This is a genomic window from Salipaludibacillus neizhouensis, assembly GCF_002886185.1.
GTDB classification, from domain to species: Bacteria; Bacillota; Bacilli; order Bacillales; family Salisediminibacteriaceae; genus Salipaludibacillus; species Salipaludibacillus neizhouensis.
In genome coordinates, this window is record NZ_KZ614146.1 from 2111822 (window position 1) to 2131279 (window position 19458).

Consider the following 19458-nt stretch of genomic DNA (forward strand, 5'->3'; position numbering starts at 1 on the left):
CTTAATAAACTCTTTTACGCATTACGTGGAACTTAAACTTGTCTGCTCTAAAATAGTTAATGGAATACAATACCGGTTTATCCAACTCATTAAAGTGCATTTGCTTTAGCACTAATAATGCTGTTTCCGGCTCACATTGCAAAATCTCAGAAATTCGTTCGTGATAACCAATCGGTTCAATTTGTGTCATAGCATAGGTAATTGTTGTACCTGACTTTTCCAATTGATCAAAAATTGATTGTTGTTGGTGGGAAACATAATCAGGTAAATGTTGTTTAGGAATCTTATCTAAACAATAAACAACCGGTTCTTCATCAGCTGTCCTAACTCGATCGATAACGATCATATCTGTCAATTCTTCATCATTAAACCTTCGTATATCATCTTCCGTTGCACTCTCAATCGTAGAAGAGATATAATTAGTGCCAGGTACTTTATTCCCGCGTTTAATCATGTCTGTCACACTAAATAATTCTTCAATGCCAGAAGAAAAAAGGGGCTTCGTATTAATAAATGTCCCAACTCCATGTCTCCGAATAATCACACTCTCATCTTCAAGCATGCGTAACGCTTCTCTAAGTGTTGCTCGACTAATTCCAAGTTGTTTAGATAACTGAAATTCAGAAGGTAATCGTTCTCCAGTTTCGTAAATTCCATTTTCAATGTCTTCTTTGATTTTATCTATTACTTGTAAGTATAATGGCCGTTGATCAGATTTAATCATCTAAACCCCCCTTTTCTGAAACAAAATAGTCATTTTTTCTATAATTTAATGTAACATGAAATATGATTTTGGACTATCATTATTTAATCGTTTTCAGTGTTTTTTGACATCAGACGCCATTCGTGTCATTTTGAGAGATTGGATCCTCTGAGATCTTTGCTACAAGAACTTCGCGAGGTTTACTTCCCTCATAAGGTCCCACAATACCTCTAACTTCCATTTCATCGATCAGTCTCGCAGCCCGAGCATAACCAACTCTAAAACGGCGCTGTAACATCGAAACGGAAGCAGTTTGCATTTCCGTAATTAATTTAACTGCATCGTTATACAGCTCGTCTTGTACTTCCTCCCTTACTGGATCGGAGTCCCCTTCTTTTGGCATCATTTCTTCCGCATATTGTGCCTTTTGCTGCTCAATACAGTGCATCACTATTCTTTCAACTTCATCATCGGATAAAAAAGCGCCTTGAATTCTAGTCGCTTTAGAAGCTCCAACAGGTAAAAATAACATATCTCCTTTACCAAGGAGTTTTTCAGCACCATTTCCATCTAAGATAGTTCTAGAATCTGTAGAACTCGACACACCGAAGGCGATTCTTGATGGTATATTTGCTTTAATCACTCCAGTAATAACGTCAACAGAAGGTCTTTGTGTTGCAATGATTAAATGAATCCCTGCTGCTCGGGCCATTTGTGCTAAACGCGTTATCGCATCCTCCACGTCGGAAGAAGCAACCATCATTAAATCAGCTAACTCATCCACAATGACAACGATAAAAGGAAGTGGTGAATGGGCCTCCGCCTGATCCCGTTTTTTGTTTTCTCTTTTTAAATATGTGTTGTAACCTTCTATATTCCGGGTTCCAGAGGCTGCAAAGAGTTCATACCTGCGTTCCATTTCATTCACTACTTTTTTAAGAGCCTGCGCTGCTTTCTTTGGTTCTGTAACAACCGGAGATAACAAATGCGGAATACCATTATACACATTTAATTCAACCATTTTAGGATCAATCATCATTAATTTCACTTCATGAGGTTTACTTCGCATCAAAATACTAATGATTATTCCATTAATACATACACTTTTTCCACTTCCTGTTGCACCTGCGACAAGAAGGTGAGGCATTTTATTGAGTTCTGCAATAACTGCTTCTCCTGAAATATCTCGCCCCAACGCGATTGCTAACTTATTCTCTTTTTCTTGCATTTGAGAAGAATCAAGCACTTCTCTCAGCGTAACCAGTGACACTTCCTGGTTAGGTACTTCAATCCCTATTGCAGACTTACCCGGAATTGGAGCTTCCATCCGAATATCCCTCGCAGCTAGAGCTAACGCTAAATCATCTGTTAAGTTAACAATCTTGCTAACTTTCACTCCAGTACTAGGATATACTTCATATTTTGTAACAGATGGTCCCAAATGAACCTTTGTAACTTTTGCATCGACTCCAAAGCTCTCTAATGTACGTTCTAATTTTCTCGCGTTTTTTGATAGCATGGCATGTTCTTTTGACTGGCTTGCTTTGGCAGGATTCGATAACAAATCAAGATGTGGAAGTTTATAATCTTCGTTTTCAGATTCTGCAATGACCAAAGACTTTATTACTTTACCGTCTTCTGCTACCTTTGTTTGAACTGGTGCTCCTACAGAAGTATGTGTGGCAGTAGCAGTAGCTGCAGTTACTTTTTCGTTCTCTACTTCAACAGGATCCTCATGTGATACTGGTGGCGTTTCATTATTTCCGTAAGCTTTTTTAGAGAAATCATAAATGATCGGCTCCTCTTCAAATTCATCGTCAGATTCCTCTTCTTTAATTTTCTCAGCTTTTACAGAAGGGGAGGAAGCTTTCTTTTCGCCCCTTTTTTGTTTCACATTTCCCCAGAAAGTAGAAACAGAATCTCTAAGTCTATTTTTCATGTGAATAAAAAAGGCTGAAGGAACTCCTCCACTTTTTTTCAAGATATCAACAAATGATTTACCAGTTATTAAAACTAACGAAGTAATAATAAGTCCTATTGCAAAGAAAATTGTCCCTCCCGAGGAGAAGAGCACATGGCTAACCGAATATACGATTGCACCAATCATTCCTCCACCTAAATTCTCGGTAATCGCTGCCCCCTGTAACTGCTGCCAATATAAATCCCAAGTGTTTCTAATGACAGAGAAATCATTAAATTCTACCCGATCGGACAGGTCTTGAAAGAGTTGTACATGGCTCAATAACATGATAGAAATAATCAATAAATAAAGGCCAATAAATTTCCGGGTCCATACAACAGGGAGTTTTTGCTTTAACATAAGATAAATGGAAAAAAGGAAAAGACTTATCGCTAATAAAATATGCCAGCTTCCAAGAAAAAATCGAAATAATTGCACTAGTCCTTCTCCAATAACTCCTAATTGTGCGAAAGTAACAAGAGAAATAATAAAAAGAAAAAGCCCTGAAAGTTCATACGTCAATTGCGATTTCCATTTCTGTGTTTTTTTTGTGCGTTTTTTTGCCATCAGATCACCTCAAAAATTCTTCAATATGCATTTCTTTATGTATGAACGGAAGAAGCAGCCGAATGATCGGCTGCTGCCACCTTATTCACGAACGCTTGTTTCGTTCATTATAGCATAATTATATTATTTATAACTAAATGTTTTAAGAAAAACGGCATAGCCGTCTTTTATTAAATACAGCGTCAGCTTCCACCGCCCCGAGTAGCACATACGAACTGCGTGTAGGTGCTACTCGAAAGGTAGGGTGGGTTTTTCCCTTGATACGTGCGGTGTGAAGGTAGCTGTCAACTTAACTCTCTCAGAAAAACCGAAGTCCTCTAGAGTTGAATCATTTGTCCAGGGGCATATTTGGATTCTAAAAACATATTTGGATCCGTTGCTAATAAACGAACGATACGACATGACTTTAAATCTTTCTCTCTTTCGACCACAAGCTGCCCTCCAGGAATCGAAACAAGCTCTTGGGCTCCGTACTCAGACTCGTCAACGGGAAACATGAGGTGAGGATTTTCGTAAGTATATAAGATCATTGAACAACATCCCCTTGCATTTGCTGCTTCTGTTCATCAATTAGCTCTTGCAGTTTTTTTATCGCTTGACCTAATCCACCTACTTCGTTTATTAAACCAGCTTTAACAGCATCCGTCCCTATCACATTTGTCCCTATATCACGAGTGAGATTTCCTTTTGAAAGCATTAATTCTTTAAAATCCTCTTCTGATACGGAGGAATGCTGCGTAACAAAATTAATGACACGATCCTGCATTTTATCCATGTACTCAAAACTTTGCGGCACACCAATGATAAGACCTGTTAGCCTTATTGGGTGAATGGTCATCGTTGCGGATTCAGCGATAAAAGAATGTGTGCCAGCTACGGCGATTGGTACACCAATAGAGTGACCTCCCCCTAAAACTAATGTCACTGTTGGCTTGGTCATCGAAGCAACCATTTCTGCCAAAGCTAAACCCGCTTCAACATCCCCTCCGACGGTATTTAGGATTAATAGTAACCCTTCAATTTTGGAATTCTGTTCTGCAGCTACCAATTGAGGAATAACATGTTCGTATTTCGTCGTTTTATTTTGCGGCGGTAACTGCATATGACCTTCAATTTGGCCAATGATTGTTAGAACGTGTATATTGCTTTCTTCCATTGCAGGAACATTCGTCGACCCTAATTGTTGAATTTTATCGAGTATTCCACCTTTATTCTTATTATCCTGATCTTGATTGGGTTCTGGTTGATTTTGATTGCTCTGTGTCATGAAAAACCCTCCTTCTAATCATTAGTATGGAGGGTGGGAAAACTTTTCATGCAAAAATAAAAGAGTTACTTATTCATGCGAACATGATAAGTAGCTCTTTCGTCAGTGTTTAAGCTTCCATTATTATTGGCATGATCATTGGACGACGCTTTGTTTTTTCATATAAAAATCTGCTTAGTTGATCTCTGACTTGCCCTTTCATCTGAGACCACTCCGTTTGATTTAGTTCCATCGACTGAGCTAATGCCTTCACTACCAACTTTTCTGCTTGCTTAATTAACTCTTCAGATTCCCTTACATAGACGAAACCTCGTGAAATAACATCAGGACCTGATAAAATTTCGGTATGCTTCTTATTTAACGTAATGACAACAACAAGTATTCCGTCTTTGGATAGAAGTCGGCGATCTCTTAAAACAATATTACCAACATCACCTACACCAAGTCCATCTATTAGTACATGACCTGCAGGAATCTTAGACGTTCGCTGGCCTTTTCGTTTATTAAATTCTACAGTTTCGCCTTTATCCAGTAAAAAGATATTACTGTCTTCGAGACCCACCGAACGAGCTAATTTCCGGTGCGCATGCTGCATTTTAAATTCACCATGTACTGGGATAAAGTACTGCGGTTTTATAAGATTCAATAGTAGCTTTAGTTCTTCCTGACTTGCGTGACCGGATACATGAACTTTTTTAGAACTACCATACACCACTTCTGCACCTGTTCTAGAAAGAAGATCTACAACTTCAGAGACTGTTTTTTCGTTACCCGGTCTTGGCATAGCAGATATAATTATTCGATCTGTTTTCTCTATTCTTACGAGTGGGTGAGTACCTTTAGCAATTTTTGAAAGAGGACTTAGTGCTTCCCCTTGGCTGCCTGTTGTTATGACAACCAACTTTTCTCTATCATGCTTCTTCATTTCATCAACAGTAAGAATGGTATTATTTTCATCCACTAAATACCCTAATTTCCGGCAAATGTTCGTCACCCGTTCAAGTTCTTTTCCTAAAAAGACAACTTTCCTTTCCACTTTTTCAGCAGCATATAAAACTTGTTGAATGCGGTGAATATGAGTAGCGAAAGTCGCCACAATAATACAACCTTCCGCTTCATGGAAAGCATCTTTCAATCCTTCTGCAACAATGGAATCTGATGGTGTATTTCCAGGAATTTCGGAGTTTTTACTGTCTGAGAGCAGACAAAGAACACCCTTCTCACCAATTTCAGTTAGCTTACTAATTTCAGTAGGCTTACCATCAACTGGATTTTGGTCAAATTTAAAGTCTCCTGTATACACGATAGGTCCCTGCGATGTGTGTACGATAATGCCCAGTGAGTCAGGGATACTGTGGTTTGTCCTAAAAAAGCTTACAGGTGTTTTACCGACTTTAGTTTTTGAATTCGCATGAATTTCAATGAATTTAGGTTTATTTTTTAACTTAACTTCGTTACACGCTTCTTGGACTAGTGCTAGGGTAAGTTTTGATCCATAAACCGGTACATTTAGTTCTCGCAGTACATATGGAATCGCTCCGATATGATCCTCATGGCCATGACTCAAAATGATACCTTTAATTCGTTCTTTGTTTTCGGTCAAATATGATATGTCAGGAATAACAATATCTACTCCAAGCATGTCATCTTCGGGATGCATACATCCTGAGTCTAATATTATTATTTCCTCATCTAATTCTACGACATACATATTTTTCCCGACTTCCCCTAAGCCGCCTAAGGAAAATATTTGTATTTTATCTGTTTGCTGGTTTGACAATTGTAAATCCTCCTATTTTTTTATAATCACTCTCATCCGAACCACCCACTTTCATCAGTATAACGTATTATCGTTTTGACCGACAACTATTGTTTATTTCTAATTAAAAATATAGGCGTCAAAATTATAAAAGACCGTGTATCTTATTTAGGAATATTTCCTAAAATAGATTCACGGTCTTAAAATAGTTTTTTGAATTAGATAGTGTCTAAAACTTGAGAAACTAGTTTTCTCTCTTCGGTTGTTAACGGAACAAGTGGAAGTCTAACGCCACCAACATCCATCCCTTTAAGCTGTAAAGCTGTTTTCACTGGGGAAGGGTTTGGAGCAATAAACATGTCTCTCATCACCGGTAACAATCTCTGATGAATAGTACTGGCTGTTTTAACATCTCCACTTCGGAATGCTTTAACCATCTCTTGCATTTCTTTCCCGATCACATGACTGGAAACAGACACCACACCGTCAGCTCCAACTGCTAACGCAGGAAGAGTTAAACTATCATCCCCGGAATATACTTGGAATTCTTCGGGTGTATTCGAAATTATCGTAGTCATTTGATCTAAGTTACCGCTCGCTTCCTTAATAGAAGTAATGTTTGGAATTTTAGAAAGTGCAACAACTGTTTCAGGCAACATGTTAACAACAGACCGGCCAGGAACATTATAAAGCATTACAGGCAAAGATGTTTTCTCGGAAATAGTTTTAAAGTGTTCATACAAACCTCTTTGGGAAGGTTTATTATAATAAGGGGTAACAAGCATGATTCCATCTACACCGACCTTCTCGGCTCGAACTGTTAATTCTGCCGTCGCATAGGTGTCATTCATACCGCTCCCTGCAATAACCGGGATTCTCCCTGCTGCAGCCTTTACCGATTGATCATATAACGCAACCTTCTCTTCCATACTAAGCGTAGCAGATTCACCAGTCGTCCCACCGACGACCACACCTTCTGTTCCATTAGCAATCAAATAATCTATTAATTTAGGGAGTTTATCAACATCTATTTTCCCATTTGAATCAAATGGTGTAACCATCGCTGTTAAGACGCTTCCTAGTGCCATATATCCCACTCCTCGCTTCGACTAACTCTCTAGATAATCGGATTTAACATTTTTTAACTGTAAATTTTAGTTACCCAGTAAAAACACCTGATGAAGCGCATTTACTGCATTAATCATATCTGTTTCTTTTACTAAGACCCAAATTGTTGTGTGTGAATCGGCTGATTGCAAGATTTGAATGTGCTCATTTGCTAATGCTTCGACTATTTTAGAAGTAATCCCCGGGACCCCTGTCATTCCAGCCCCCACTGCCGAAACCTTTGCGCAATTTCTAGTGATTTCAGGAAGTAAATCCATCTCTTCTAATACTTGCACTGCAAGGCTGGTGAGATGATCCGGGACTGTGTAGGCCACTCCCAGCGGATGAATACTTATAAAGTCCACGGAAATTTCAGCTTTCGCCATAGCTTTAAACACCTTTGACTGTAGTTCATATTCCTCTTCTTTTGCGGTTAATTTAATCTGAGTAACATTGCTCACTTGTGCAATACCGGTAATTGGTCTTTCATCGATATCTTTGCCTAAAACATTTGAAGTACTGGTTGTGATCAACGTTCCGTAGTCGTCCTCGGAAGTAGACCGGATCCGAATTGGAACTTTTGCCTGCATTGCTACTTCCACTGCACGAGGATGAATAACCTTTGCACCTTGATAAGCCAAGTTGGAAATCTCGTTGTAAGTGACAACACTAATCGTTTTTGCATTTTTGACGATTCTTGGATCTGCTGTCATGACACCTGTTACATCCGTAAAGATATCAACCACTTCAGCTTGAAGAGCTGCTCCTAAAGACGTGGCGGATGTATCAGATCCTCCTCGTCCTAATGTTGCTGTAGTACCCTTAGGAGTCTCCCCTTGAAAACCAGCTACAACAATAACATCATAATCCTCTAATGCTGTTCGCAAACCCTCTACTTTCATCTCAGTGATCTTTGCATTTGTATAATCTTCTGTCGTACGAAAACCAGCCTGAGCACCAGACATTGCAAGTGCTTTGACACCCTTTTGCTGCAATAGCGTGGAAAATACGACAGATGAAATTGTTTCTCCACAAGAAGCAAGCATATCCTGTTCCTTTTTTGAGATCGGAGTAGTGATTCCCCCTACTAGGCCTAATAATGTGTCTGTTGCATAAGGGGCCCCATTTCTACCCATTGCAGAAACAACCACTACCACTTTATATCCTTCTCTCAAAGCCTCTAAAACATGATGACCCGAACGTTCTCGTAATTCCTCAGATTGCAGGGAGGTCCCACCGAATTTTTGTACCACAATTTTCATAGACTTCTTCAGCCGCCTTTACGTTCTGTATTATTTTAATAAACCTAGTTTAATTAAAGAAAAACCAATTTGAACGGAATTAAGTGCAGCACCTTTTAACAGATTATCTGCAACAATCCACAAATGGAAACCTTTTTCCTCATCTAGATCTCGTCTGATTCTTCCAACAAACACATCGTCTTTTCCTTTTGCTGCACTTGCTAATGGATAAACCTGATTACTTGGATCGTCTTGAAGTGTAATACCTGGCGCTTCAGACAGTAATTGCCGAATGCCTGGTACATCAAGTCCGTCTTGCTCTACTTCGATATAAACAGACTCTGAATGTCCAGTCTCAACTGGCAACCGGACACACGTAGCCGCCACTTTCAACGAATTATCATGCATAATTTTCTTTGTTTCGTTCATCATTTTTAGTTCTTCAAAAGTATATCCATTCTCTTGAAACACATCAATTTGCGGTATAGCATTAAATGCAATCTGATAATGGTTTTTATCACCAGATACAGGGAGTACTTGAGGATTAATTTCTTTTCCTTCAACGATTTGCTGAGATTGCTCATACATTTCATCAATCGCTTTAACCCCTGCTCCTGAGACCGCTTGATATGTAGAAACAATTATTTTCTTTAAACCTTTTGCTTTCTTGATTGGTTCCAACGCTGCCACCATTTGGATCGTTGAACAGTTTGGATTAGCAATGATGCCTGAATGATTTTTTAGATCTTCTTCATTTACTTCTGGTACAACTAATGGAACATCTTCATCCATACGGAATGCACTTGTATTATCTACAACAATTGCCCCACGCTTTACTGCTTCTGGTGCTAATGCTTGAGAGATGGATCCACCTGCACTGAATAGAGCCAGTTGAATGCCTTCGAATGATTCCGCTGTTGCTTCCTGAACCGTTATTTCCTCACCTTTAAACATAATTTTTTTACCTGCTGACCTTTTTGAAGATAAAGGTAAAAGTGATGCAACCGGAAAATCTAATCTGTCTAAAGTATCTATCAGTTGTTCTCCAACTGCTCCCGTCGCACCTACAATCGCTACATGATAACCTTGCTGTGTCATAATAAAATCTCCTTCCAATTCATCCATTACTGTATTTTTACATTCTTGTTAGAGGATGTTCAAAAAGTTCAACGATCATTTCTTCTGCGTCTCTTTTTAGGTGCAGCACGTCATTACTGTCGATTTTTATCTTTCCTACAGAGCTTGTTCTTTTTATTAATCCCTTTTTGAACTTAACTAATACAATACTACATGATCATCGCCGTTAAGAAAAATCTTAACGACGATCACTTCCTCTACCTCTATTTTATCAAGTGTGTCAAATAATTTCATTATTCTTTATAAGTTTCTATTATAACAGGTTGATATTGTTCTTTTTTCAAGGCAGATTCTATTGTTTGTGGTAACTTGGTAAAGTCTGCCACAAGAGAATTTGGCTTTTTAAAAGGATGATCTTGACCAAAGGGAACAAAAAATATATTTTTTGTTGACATTAGTTTCATCACATTTACCCCGTTCAATCCAAGCGCATCATTTGTAGATATCGCAAGGACAACTGGACTTCCTGTACGAAGTGTCGCCTTTGCTCCCATTAAAACAGGTGTATCAGTTAAGGCATTTGCAAATTTGCTTGTCGAGTTTCCAGTTAACGGAGCAATAACCATGCAATCTAAAGGTGTTTTTGGTCCGAACGGTTCAGCTTTTACAATAGAGTCTACAATAGGCTCTTTCGTAATCTGTTTAATTTTTTCTATCCACATTGCGGCCTCACCGAATTTCGAATCCGTATTTTGAATGGTATAAGACAGAAAAGGAGTCACCTTTGCTCCACTTGCCACAAGAATCTCCATTTGAGGTAAAGCGTCGCCATACGTACAGTGAGATCCCGTCAATCCAAATCCAATATGTTTTCCTTCTAAAGACACGTTATGTCCTCCCTTCTGTTAATTCAATCCATTGATCTTTTAATAGAACGGATAATAATTGTGCCAATTGAAGACCTGCTGTTTTAGGCGCTACTAATCCAGGGAGACCTGGTGCTAACATAGCTTTAATGGATCTTTTTTTAGCAAATTCAAAATCTGTTCCTCCTGGCTTAGATGCTAAATCTATAATAAAAACGTGGCTTGGCATTTGAGATATAACATGAGATGTGATAATTAGAGATGGAATTGTATTAATCACGACATCTGCATGACAAACGACATTGCTCAGTTCATCTAACGGCTTCGGATTCACATTCATTTCATAAGCCCTAGCCAGCAATGCCTCTTCTTCAGCAACCACAGTTACATTTGCACCTAACCCATGAAATTTATTGGCAATTGTTTGACCAACTCTTCCAAAACCTACAACTGTTACGTTTGCTTTGTGAATCGTTACATTTGTATGTTGAATAACAAGCATAATCGTACCTTCCGCGGTTGGAATGGAATTGTAAATTGCTAAATCATCTCTCGTCATTACTTCAATAAGTTCTCTATTTTCTTCAGAAATTAATGACTTCAAAGTTTTGTTCGCAACTCCAGTATAAAACCTCGTGTTGGAAGAGGTTTTTTTCACCCAATCTCTCTCCAGTACTAAAGGATTACCAGAAAATATTGATTCAACTTCATTATTAGTATCCATACCACTAACTGGAAGGATTACTGCATCCAAACTTTCTGGATTAGTCGTACCAAATTCTTTTTTTTCCGCTTCCAGAAAACCATCATCTACATTATTAAATCCGATAAGGTGAAGCGTAGCATCTAGTGCAGATAGTTTTCTAATCACTTCTATTTGACGCAAATCTCCTCCAATAATGGCTATTTCCATTCCACTTAACAAATAATATCTCCCCTCTCGCTATAATAGAAAGGGAATGGAGAACCTTGCGATGTTCTCACCACATTCTATGTAGTGCTATCTATTTTGTGAGTAAAAACAAAAGCATAAATGCCTTGTTTTAAACTGATTATGTAACCTAAATGCGTTCATTATTTCTAAATAAATTAGTGATAATACCTAGGCATTAGCCCTTTCTTTCGATGTTTTAGTGAACCTCATTTCGAGAATAAAAAATTCTTATAAAAACTTTGAATGTTGTTACAAAGAAATGTTTGAAGAAGCGTTTTCTGAGGTAAACAGACTCGAGTACTTCCCCGTTCTAAACATCCAATTTAGCCAAAAACACAAAATCTCCCCATTTTAAAGAGACTGCAGAAAAATAAAAATACCTTTTTCTGCAGTCTCTTTAAAGTTCGTTATTTTACGGCGTCACCTCAATGATGATCATATCGGTTCCTATTTTCCTTATCTGTTTCCAATAAACCGTTACTTCTTTCTCTCGCTTTCCAAGTCCAAACCATTTCAAAGTAGGAATAACAAAAGCTTGTATTTGTCCACTTTTTTCATCAATTTGCAAATCCGTTTGACCCAAAACTCCCAGACGCTCTCCTTTATGATAATCAATGATTTCTTTTTGACTAATTTCACTCAAACGCATAAAACCCTCCCCCTTCTTTATATTATTATATGAAGAGGGGGAGGGTAACTATGATTATCATTTTAGGATATTTAATTAACAGACAGGGTTGCAGGCATTTTCCCCTCAGGACTTATCAAAGTAGAAGAAAAATCTTTAGAAAAAATATCTTCACATGTTTCTTGAATATCTTTCATCTGCACATTGTCAACAGACCTAGCGACTTCATCAAGCGTACGATGTTGTTTTAAAAGCAACTCGTTTTTCCCATTGCGACTCATTCGACTGCTAGTGCTTTCAAGACCTAACATCAGACCGCCCTTTAATTGTTCTTTTCCATTTCTAAGTTCTTTTTCTGTTAAGCCATGTTGACGCATTTCATCGATCGTATTTATTATCACATCATAGACATTATCAAGTTGCGCCTGTGCAGAGCCACTGTAAATTGTCAGCATCCCTGAATCATTGTAGGACGAGTGATAAGAAAATACAGAATAAGCTAAGCCTCTATTTTCACGAATTTCTTGGAATAGTCTGCTACTCATACTTCCACCGAGTGTATTATTCATTAAGATTAACGAATAAATTCGAGGATCATTAATTCGATAGCCATCAAAACCTAAACAAAGATGGGCTTGTTCTGTATCTTTTTTACGCACGATATTATCTGGAATAAATATCGGCTTTTCCAGTGTATCATTGGCAGGCTTCCGTTTTAAGGATGCAAAAAGTTCCTGGACATATTCCACGTAAGACTCATCCACGTTGCCACAGATAGAGATAACGACATTATCAGCGTGATAATATTTGTTCATGAAGTTAAGCAGGTCTTCCTGAGTAAAAGATTCCAGTGTTGTTTCGGTACCTAAGATTGGATAAGCTAATGGATGTTCGCCATAACTAGCCTTACTTAGCAAGTCGTGAACAAGATCATCTGGAGTATCTTCGTACATTTTAATTTCCTCTAATACAACACCTTTTTCTTTATTCAATTCTTTGGTTTCAAACTGGGAGTTAAAGTACATATCTGCTAACACATCTGCAGCATATTTCGCATGGGTATCAAGTACTTTCGCATAATAACAAGTATATTCCTTGGATGTCAGTGCATTCACATGACCGCCAATCGAATCAAAGGCCTCTGCTAATTCTTGAGCAGTTCTTGTTTTTGTCCCTTTAAAAAACATATGCTCAATAAAATGAGATAATCCATTTTCTTGCTTGTCTTCATTTCTTGATCCTGTACCAATCCACACTCCGATCGATACGGAACGAACCGTATGATTAGGTTCAAATACAACTCTTAAACCATTCTCGCTGACATAACGTTTTATCACTGTATATCCTCCTAAAATTAAAAATCATCAAGGTGCTCTTTTTTCGCCTAAAACTTCAGATAATTTCCCTAAAGCTAATCCTTTTTCTTTTACTCCTTGAAGAATCAGTTCCAGACCTTTCTCTGCTGATTCGGTTGGGTGCATTAAAATAAGTGACCCTGCTTCTGTTTCATTCACGACGCGATCAGCCATCGCTTTTGGGTCTGGATTTTTCCAATCAATCGTATCTACTGTCCATAATACGGTATATAAATCATAATCTCTAGCAATTTCTACAACTTCCTGGCGATAACTACCACTCGGTGGAGCAAACCATGTGGGAGTTACATTGAGTGTTGCCTCAATCACTTCATTCGTGCGAGAAATCTCATCATTTATTCTACCAGAAGACAATTGTTTCATGTTTGGATGAGAATAGGCGTGATTACCTATCTCGTGACCTTCCTCTTTAATCATCATAGCAAGATGAGAGTTATTTTTCACCCATGAGCCATCTAAAAAGAACGTAGCTTGAACATTATTCTCACTTAATATTTTTAATAGCTTTGGCAAATATTCGTTTCCCCATGCAACGTTCACCATAACGCCAGCCATTTGTTTCTCTGGATTACCTCGGTAGATCGGTTGAGCGGGCAAATCAGCCAAAGAAACACTTGGAGTTGTTTCATGAAAAATCAGTTCTGATTCATCAAAGGTATCATATTTTTTGAGTTTCTCATAAGACGCTTGCACATCTATGGTTTGACCGTTTAATCCTGGAATAGCTTTCCAAACAGAATCAACTTTTGCATCCATTGGTGCGATATCCAATTCTTTTTTATGACTTAATATTTCCATATATAAAGGGTCTTCTTCTTTCACAACTTCTTCCGCTTGTCCCCATTTTTCTTCCACGTATCCTTTTGAAATAGGGCTATGTGCAGTAGATAGCGTTAAACTTAATATAAAACAGAAGGTGCCTATTTGGATCACTATTTTCTTAAGCATTCTGCATTCCTCCTTCTTTAACAATTATGTTAAAAAAGGACAAGATAGAACCTCATAATTTCAACCAGCCATCGTTTTATAAATCTTTATCCCAAACTTTCACAATGTGCTTAACGCTTGAATAAGAACGCATAAAAAAACGTTTGAGGAAGTATTATCCACAAACGTTTCTCAATAATCTAAGTTACTTTACATCGAATAATTATTGTTAGAGAAATTTACTTTTTTTCCTCTTCTTCCAATAAAACTTTACGAGAAAGGTTGACACGTCCTTGATTATCTACTTCTGTAACTTTAACCATGATTTCATCACCCAAAGAAATCACATCTTCTACTTTTGCAACACGCTCTTTTGCAAGCTGGGAAATATGAACTAAACCATCTTTACCTTTAAATATTTCTACAAAGGCTCCAAATTTTTCAATTCGTTTCACTTTTCCTAAATACGTTGCACCTACCTCGACATCGCGTACAATATCTTCAATCGTTGCTTTTGCTTTATTATTCATTTCTTGATTTAACGAGGAGATATAAACAATACCATCTTGCTCGATATCGATTTTAACACCTGTTTCTTCAATAATTTTATTAATGATCTTACCACTTGGTCCAATTACATCACGAATCTTGTCAGGATGAATTTTCATTGTTAAGATCTTCGGTGCATGAGCACTCAATTCTTTACGAGATTCCGGAATAGTAGCCAGCATGTTTTCCAAAATAACTAATCTGCCTTCTCTAGCCTGTGATAGAGCTTCTACTAATACAGCCTTATCAATCCCTTGAATCTTAATATCCATTTGTATTGCAGTTACACCTTTAGCCGTTCCAGCCACCTTGAAATCCATATCTCCAAGAGCATCTTCCATACCCTGAATATCAGTAAGTACAGTCAAATCATCTTCATGCTTGACGAGACCCATAGCGATACCTGCCACTGGAGCAGTAATAGGTACACCCGCCGCCATCATTGCTAACGTACTAGCACAAATACTTGCTTGAGAAGTCGAACCATTTGATTCTAAAACCTCAGACACTAAACGAATCGTGTAAGGAAATTCTGATTCAGGAGGAATAACTTTCTCCAAAGCACGTTCCCCAAGGGTACCGTGTCCAATTTCCCGACGTCCCGGTCCTCTTATAGGTCCTGTTTCACCCACACTGAATAACGGGAAGTTATAGTGGTGCATAAAACGTTTTGAAGCTTCTACACCTAAACCATCCAGTATTTGAACGTCACCTAAAGCACCTAGCGTACAAATACTTAACGCCTGTGTCTGTCCACGAGTGAATAGTCCTGATCCGTGTGTCCGTTGTAAAATATCGATTTGTGAAGCTAACGGACGAATCTCATCTTTTTTCCGTCCATCAGGTCGGATATTTTCTTTCGTAATTAACTTACGAACCGTTTCTTTCAATAATTTATCTAGTACTTGTTTAGCATCTTTTGTTCGGTCTTGTTCCTCATCAACATAGCCTTCTAACATTTCATCGTAGACTTCTTTGATGGCGATTTCACGTGCGCCTTTTTCAACAACTGTTGCAGCTTGTACAAGTTGTGTTGTAGCCTTTTCACGAAGCTCAGCTTCCAGCTCTTTATCAAGAGTAAGAAGTTTCACTTCCATTTTTGTTTTACCGAGTTTCTCTATAATCTCTTCTTGGAAGGAAACTAATTTTTTGATTTCTTCATGTCCATACATAATTGCATCCAAAATGATTTCTTCAGGAAGCTCATTTGCTTCTGCTTCCACCATATTAATAGCATCTTTTGTTCCAGCAACGATTAGATTTATATCGCTCTGTTTCATTTGATCTGTACTAGGATTGATGATAAATTCCCCATTAATACGACCAACTGTTACTCCGGCAATAGGACCATCAAACGGGATGTCTGAAAGCGATAATGCAAGTGATGAACCGACCATAGCCGACATTTCTGAAGAGCAATCTAGGTCACTACTCATAACGATGCTGATAACTTGAACATCATTTCTAAATCCATCTGGAAATAGAGGTCGAATCGGACGATCGATAAGTCGGCTAGTTAGAACCGCGTGATCACTTGGACGTCCCTCACGTTTAATAAACCCTCCGGGGATTTTCCCAGCAGCGTAAAGGCGTTCTTCATAATTCACTGTTAAAGGAAAGAACGGTAAGTCTTTTGGTTCTTTTGAAGCTGTAGCAGTAGATAATACTGTAGTATCACCATAACGTACCATTACTGCGCCGTTTGCTTGCTTTGCGTACTGTCCTACCTCGAACGTTAACGTACGGCCGGCCCATTCCATTGAAAATGATTGATTTTCTTGATTCATCTTTAGTTTAACTCCTCTCATTCAAGTAATAGTTCCTTTTATAATTAACTTTTATTTATGTAGTTATGATAAAAGCAATAATATTTTTATAATAGAGCAAATCTTTTATGTGTTGAAAAACAAGGCTGTTTTATTAAAAGTTGTTAGGATTCCGCTTGAATTCGCTACAGCCCGTACACTTTCCGATTCTCCAAGCTTATAACCAAACAAAAATATCATAAAAAATCATTCACCAAGTGTCATTCTAAGTTTTAGAAGTAGGAAATTTTTAACTATCTACGTAAGCATAAGAAAAAGCGGGAGAAACTCCCGCTTACGTAATTATCGACGAAGACCGAGCTTATCGACAACTTGACGGTAACGAGTAACATCCTTATTACGTAAATACGTAAGTAAGTTACGACGTTGACCGACCATTTTCAAAAGACCACGACGTGAGTGATGATCTTTCTTATGAGTACGCAAATGATCATTAAGCGTAGTAATTTGCTCCGTAAGGATAGCTACTTGCACTTCAGGAGAACCTGTATCCTTGTCATGAGTCTTGAAATTTTCAATAATTTCATTTTTACGTTCTTGAGTTAATGCCATTTTGCTACACCTCCTTCTTTTCATCCCCAATTGCCGAGCAAACGTCGGTGACTCGATTTGCCAAGCATTGGTTCTTAACATTTTTAATCATACTAGTTTTATTGCCATATTTCAAGTTTTTCATTCATTTTACACAAAGAAAGAAAAATTTAACCCGTTTTTGGCAGATTCTGCGATCTAAGAATCTTGTTCAAATAAGCTTCTAGCTGTTTCTTTATCTTTTGAAATTTGCGCGATTAAATCATCAACGGAAGCAAACTTTTTCTCTCCTCTTATTCTTGCAACAAATGAACAAGAGACTTCTTTGTCGTAAAGATTACCATCGAAATCGAAAAGATGAACTTCAATCGTTGGAATCTCGTTTGAAGGATCATGAAAAGTTGGTTTGTATCCTATATTACAAACTCCGCGATGCCAGTTTTTGTCTACACGTAACCATACAGCGTAAACACCTGTAGTTGGAATAACTACTTTTTCGTGATAAGCAATATTAGCTGTCGGAAAACCAATCGTTCGTCCACGCTTTTCACCATGAACGACCTCGCCATATATGACATATTTTCTTCCCAAATAGGTGGTTGCCTTATCAATATCCCCCTGTAAAAGTGCATGACGAATTTCAGTAGAACTTATTTTCTCACCTTCATACGTGATTTTATCCACCGTTGTCTGAGATATCTTCTCACGAGAATGAAAAGGTAATGTTTCCATGGACCCTTTACCTAATCGACCATAGGAATAATCAAAACCTGCGACAACATGATTAATATTTAACCCAATTAAATACTGATCCACGAATTCCTGAGGAGACAATTCTGAAAAAGCAGTGTCAAATTCAATGATAAACAAGTAATCTATCCCAAGTTCAGATATCTGTTTTTCTTTTTCTTTAATCGTGGATAAATAGTATACGTCATCTTTATCAGTTTTACGTAAAACTTCTTTCGGATGAGGAAAAAATGTCATAACAGCAGACTTCAATTGCATCTCATTCGCTTTTTTTTTCGCTGTAAGAATCACTTCTTGATGCCCTCGATGAACTCCATCGAAAAAGCCCAATGCTGTAGCTGTCTCAGGAAATTCCATTTGAGTATGAGGGTGTTTTAACTTCACTATTTGCATTATTACCACCTCATCGCTGATGAACAGTTCTTATCATTTTTTCAGGTTTCATACTGTCTGCTCTTTTTTCATCTTTTTTATATAAAGCGAGACATTCTCCTTGTTGATTATACAAACCCCAAATCGTTTCGTCCATCGATTTAACTTCTTCTGGTATAGTCAAAATCGCTCCTTGCATTACTCTCATTGCATCATGGTCGGTCACTGTTATTTTCGGAAAACTTGAAAGAGCTTCTTCCGGGCTAATTAATAAATCTTGTTGTTTATCCTGAAGCCGGTATTCATCCAGCGTCTCCAAGGTATAACAATTCTCCCTATGGAAAGCGCCTGACGCTTCACGAATTAAATGAGACATATGTGCTGGGTATCCTAACTTCTCGCCAATGGCAACAGTTAATGTGCGTATGTATGTGCCTTTACTGCAAACGGCTCTAAAAGAAAATGAAACTGTTCCATCTTGATTCTTTTTTGGATGATCTAGTAATTCAAGCTCATAAATCGTTATTTCACGGCTGGGACGGTCTATTGTGATTCCCTCTCTGGCATATTCATAAAGCTTTTTTCCTTTTATTTTCACAGCGGAATACATCGGCGGAGTTTGTTTAATTACTCCTTCAAGCTGGCGCAACACTGCTTTAGCACTGTCTTCCGTGATGTCCTCTTTAATTTCTTTTTTGTCTACTAATTCTCCCGAAGAATCTTCCGTTGTCGTCGAAAATCCTAATGTTACTTCACCAATGTATGTTTTCTTTTCAGCAGTTAAATACTCTACAATTTTCGTTGCTCTACCCAGACAAACAGGAAGAACTCCTTCAACATCAGGGTCTAGCGTCCCAGTGTGACCTGCCTTTTTAGTACCGAATCTCTTCCCAACTTCTCTCACTGCAGAAAAAGAAGTCATTCCTTTAGGTTTCCATAAAGGAAAAACACCTATTAATTCGTTTGACATTATGTCCACTCTCCAGATTAAGTTTAATTTAGTATTTAACCAAAAGAA

General features: G+C 38.0%; 17 protein-coding genes. All 17 read right to left on the reverse strand.

The window, feature by feature from the left end; genetic code table 11:
* Window position 1: 1 nt before the first annotated feature.
* The gene (locus tag CEF18_RS09860; protein WP_110936306.1) at window positions 2–724 is read right to left on the reverse strand and encodes a GntR family transcriptional regulator; all 723 of its coding nucleotides are present in this window, start codon (window positions 722–724) and stop codon (window positions 2–4) included.
* A 109-nt stretch (window positions 725–833) separates the two neighbouring features.
* Window positions 834–3230 (reverse strand): FtsK/SpoIIIE family DNA translocase, encoded by a 2397-nt coding sequence (locus CEF18_RS09865; protein WP_110936307.1) that lies wholly within the window; start codon window positions 3228–3230, stop codon window positions 834–836.
* A 317-nt stretch (window positions 3231–3547) separates the two neighbouring features.
* Window positions 3548–3760: a YlzJ-like family protein gene (locus CEF18_RS09870; RefSeq protein ID WP_110936308.1), complete on the reverse strand. Its 213-nt coding sequence runs from the start codon at window positions 3758–3760 to the stop codon at window positions 3548–3550.
* Window positions 3757–4497, reverse strand: a complete 741-nt coding sequence (locus tag CEF18_RS09875; RefSeq protein ID WP_110936309.1) for a ClpP family protease — start codon at window positions 4495–4497, stop codon at window positions 3757–3759. The genes CEF18_RS09870 and CEF18_RS09875 overlap by 4 nt, the downstream gene beginning before the upstream one ends.
* 109 nt (window positions 4498–4606) lie before the next feature.
* Window positions 4607–6277 carry a ribonuclease J gene (locus CEF18_RS09880; RefSeq protein WP_110936310.1) on the reverse strand — a complete coding sequence of 557 codons (1671 nt, stop codon included), beginning with the start codon at window positions 6275–6277 and terminating at the stop codon, window positions 4607–4609.
* Window positions 6278–6474: 197 nt separating this feature from the next.
* Window positions 6475–7344, reverse strand: a complete 870-nt coding sequence (dapA, locus tag CEF18_RS09885; protein WP_110936311.1) for a 4-hydroxy-tetrahydrodipicolinate synthase — start codon at window positions 7342–7344, stop codon at window positions 6475–6477.
* A gap of 66 nt (window positions 7345–7410) precedes the next feature.
* Window positions 7411–8625, reverse strand: coding sequence for an aspartate kinase (gene dapG, locus CEF18_RS09890; RefSeq protein WP_110936312.1), 1215 nt, complete (start codon window positions 8623–8625; stop codon window positions 7411–7413).
* A gap of 30 nt (window positions 8626–8655) precedes the next feature.
* Window positions 8656–9702 (reverse strand): aspartate-semialdehyde dehydrogenase, encoded by a 1047-nt coding sequence (asd, locus tag CEF18_RS09895; protein ID WP_110936313.1) that lies wholly within the window; start codon window positions 9700–9702, stop codon window positions 8656–8658.
* 272 nt (window positions 9703–9974) lie between these two features.
* On the reverse strand, window positions 9975–10568 hold the full coding sequence (locus CEF18_RS09900; RefSeq protein ID WP_110936314.1) for a dipicolinate synthase subunit B: 594 nt from the start codon (window positions 10566–10568) through the stop codon (window positions 9975–9977).
* Window position 10569: 1 nt separating this feature from the next.
* The gene (gene dpaA, locus CEF18_RS09905) at window positions 10570–11472 is read right to left on the reverse strand and encodes a dipicolinic acid synthetase subunit A (protein ID WP_110936315.1); all 903 of its coding nucleotides are present in this window, start codon (window positions 11470–11472) and stop codon (window positions 10570–10572) included.
* 421 nt (window positions 11473–11893) lie between these two features.
* Window positions 11894–12130 carry a YlmC/YmxH family sporulation protein gene (locus CEF18_RS09910; protein ID WP_110936316.1) on the reverse strand — a complete coding sequence of 79 codons (237 nt, stop codon included), beginning with the start codon at window positions 12128–12130 and terminating at the stop codon, window positions 11894–11896.
* A 71-nt stretch (window positions 12131–12201) separates the two neighbouring features.
* Complete coding sequence (locus tag CEF18_RS09915; protein ID WP_110936317.1) at window positions 12202–13446, reverse strand: M16 family metallopeptidase; 1245 nt, start codon at window positions 13444–13446, stop codon at window positions 12202–12204.
* A gap of 27 nt (window positions 13447–13473) precedes the next feature.
* Window positions 13474–14433 (reverse strand): polysaccharide deacetylase family protein, encoded by a 960-nt coding sequence (locus CEF18_RS09920; protein ID WP_110936318.1) that lies wholly within the window; start codon window positions 14431–14433, stop codon window positions 13474–13476.
* 218 nt (window positions 14434–14651) lie between these two features.
* Window positions 14652–16748 carry a polyribonucleotide nucleotidyltransferase gene (gene pnp, locus CEF18_RS09925; protein WP_110936319.1) on the reverse strand — a complete coding sequence of 699 codons (2097 nt, stop codon included), beginning with the start codon at window positions 16746–16748 and terminating at the stop codon, window positions 14652–14654.
* A gap of 321 nt (window positions 16749–17069) precedes the next feature.
* The gene (gene rpsO, locus CEF18_RS09930; protein WP_110936320.1) at window positions 17070–17339 is read right to left on the reverse strand and encodes a 30S ribosomal protein S15; all 270 of its coding nucleotides are present in this window, start codon (window positions 17337–17339) and stop codon (window positions 17070–17072) included.
* A 177-nt stretch (window positions 17340–17516) separates the two neighbouring features.
* Window positions 17517–18461, reverse strand: a complete 945-nt coding sequence (locus tag CEF18_RS09935) for a bifunctional riboflavin kinase/FAD synthetase (RefSeq protein ID WP_110936321.1) — start codon at window positions 18459–18461, stop codon at window positions 17517–17519.
* Window positions 18462–18471: 10 nt separating this feature from the next.
* The gene (gene truB, locus CEF18_RS09940; RefSeq protein ID WP_110936322.1) at window positions 18472–19410 is read right to left on the reverse strand and encodes a tRNA pseudouridine(55) synthase TruB; all 939 of its coding nucleotides are present in this window, start codon (window positions 19408–19410) and stop codon (window positions 18472–18474) included.
* Between the last annotated feature and the right edge of the window lie 48 nt (window positions 19411–19458).

Excerpts from the sequence above, each read along its gene's own strand:
- CEF18_RS09860 (WP_110936306.1), bottom strand. The coding sequence starts at position 724 with ATGATTAAATCTGATCAACGGCCATTATACTTACAAGTAATAGATAAA.
- CEF18_RS09865 (WP_110936307.1), bottom strand. The coding sequence starts at position 3,230 with ATGGCAAAAAAACGCACAAAAAAAACACAGAAATGGAAATCGCAATTG.
- CEF18_RS09870 (WP_110936308.1), bottom strand. The coding sequence starts at position 3,760 with ATGATCTTATATACTTACGAAAATCCTCACCTCATGTTTCCCGTTGAC.
- CEF18_RS09875 (WP_110936309.1), bottom strand. The coding sequence starts at position 4,497 with ATGACACAGAGCAATCAAAATCAACCAGAACCCAATCAAGATCAGGAT.
- dapA (WP_110936311.1), bottom strand. The coding sequence starts at position 7,344 with ATGGCACTAGGAAGCGTCTTAACAGCGATGGTTACACCATTTGATTCA.
- dapG (WP_110936312.1), bottom strand. The coding sequence starts at position 8,625 with ATGAAAATTGTGGTACAAAAATTCGGTGGGACCTCCCTGCAATCTGAG.
- asd (WP_110936313.1), bottom strand. The coding sequence starts at position 9,702 with ATGACACAGCAAGGTTATCATGTAGCGATTGTAGGTGCGACGGGAGCA.
- CEF18_RS09910 (WP_110936316.1), bottom strand. The coding sequence starts at position 12,130 with ATGCGTTTGAGTGAAATTAGTCAAAAAGAAATCATTGATTATCATAAA.
- CEF18_RS09920 (WP_110936318.1), bottom strand. The coding sequence starts at position 14,433 with ATGCTTAAGAAAATAGTGATCCAAATAGGCACCTTCTGTTTTATATTA.
- pnp (WP_110936319.1), bottom strand. The coding sequence starts at position 16,748 with ATGAATCAAGAAAATCAATCATTTTCAATGGAATGGGCCGGCCGTACG.
- rpsO (WP_110936320.1), bottom strand. The coding sequence starts at position 17,339 with ATGGCATTAACTCAAGAACGTAAAAATGAAATTATTGAAAATTTCAAG.
- CEF18_RS09935 (WP_110936321.1), bottom strand. The coding sequence starts at position 18,461 with ATGCAAATAGTGAAGTTAAAACACCCTCATACTCAAATGGAATTTCCT.
- truB (WP_110936322.1), bottom strand. The coding sequence starts at position 19,410 with ATGTCAAACGAATTAATAGGTGTTTTTCCTTTATGGAAACCTAAAGGA.